General features: G+C 62.9%; 1 protein-coding gene and 1 pseudogene. Both read left to right on the forward strand.

From position 1 onward, the window contains the following. Window positions 1-77: 77 nt before the first annotated feature. A pseudogene (locus ACZ7GZ_RS43500) lies at window positions 78-185 on the forward strand (IS5/IS1182 family transposase); the annotation flags it as partial. A gap of 632 nt (window positions 186-817) precedes the next feature. After that, entirely contained in the window at window positions 818-973 is a 156-nt protein-coding gene (locus tag ACZ7GZ_RS43505) for a hypothetical protein (RefSeq protein ID WP_471033419.1), read from the forward strand. The last annotated feature ends 75 nt before the right edge of the window (window positions 974-1,048 follow it).

Below are 1,048 nucleotides of genomic sequence, written 5' to 3' on the forward strand. Positions count from 1 at the left end.
GGACCCCACAAGAGGTCCACGACGACTACCTGAATCAGCAGCTCGCCGCATGAATTAGCCAATAGGTAGCTGTCCGGAAAGCGTGGGGCCCCTCATTGCTACGGCGAGCACGCTGCTCCACCCGCCGCATCGGCACAGCAGTTCAAGCCGTCCACACCCTGATGACCTGCACATACTCAGGATGAAAACGGTTCACTGACCTGCGACTCTTCAGGATGAAAGAGGTTCAATCACAGTCCTCCCCCGGCTATCACGCCAGACGACCGCCCTGTGCGGCGCTGATTCGTCCATGCAGGCCACCGGGCTTATCTGCATGGGCTATTAATCGGGCGACGGAAAGGACTTCGCGGATGGGTTGTCGGGGTATCCGTCGCGGGCGGAATTGGTACACGACCTTGTGGAGAACTCTCACATCTCCAACCGCTCTATCCTCTGCGGATGGGCTGGCCAGGCCCGGCAGATTGCGGGTGGGTGCGGCGCCGGATCATCCGGCGATCACGGTCATGAACGACAACGGGCGCTCATGCGCCCCTTCCACCAGAACTCTCGCTACATATGGGTGCCCAGACCGAACCAGGGATCACCATCGACCGCTCAAACCCTCGTCCTTTAAACGCCTGGTCGAATCACCGGAATACCACACTGCAGAAGGAGCGGAAGCGTGGCCGACAGATCAGTATATCAAGATGTGCGGCGGCCCGGGGCCGGGGCGGTGCACTGGTGGTACCCGGCATTCGGGCTCGCTCAACAAGGGGCGCGCTGCTGGGTTCGATCGATTGTGCCCGCCCCCTGGCCCCCGGCGACAGAGAAGTGCCCGATGAGTGCTCCGACGCGTGACCGCTCCGGCGTCATCGACCTGGCCGAGCTGAACGGCCCGGATGCGGTCCGGGGCGTACCGGTGGGAGAACTCCCCGGGCTGGCCGCACGGATCCGCGAGTTCCTGAGCCTTTTCGACGGTGAGCCTCCAGGGTGAGGATGGCCTTTGTGGTTGACGTGAGTGCGTTCGGGCTGAGTCTGGCCTTGCGGAGGATCCGCCAGGTCTTGATCC

This window comes from Streptomyces sp. NPDC037288 (assembly GCF_055603265.1).

Excerpts from the sequence above, each read along its gene's own strand:
- ACZ7GZ_RS43505 (WP_471033419.1), top strand. The coding sequence starts at position 818 with ATGAGTGCTCCGACGCGTGACCGCTCCGGCGTCATCGACCTGGCCGAG.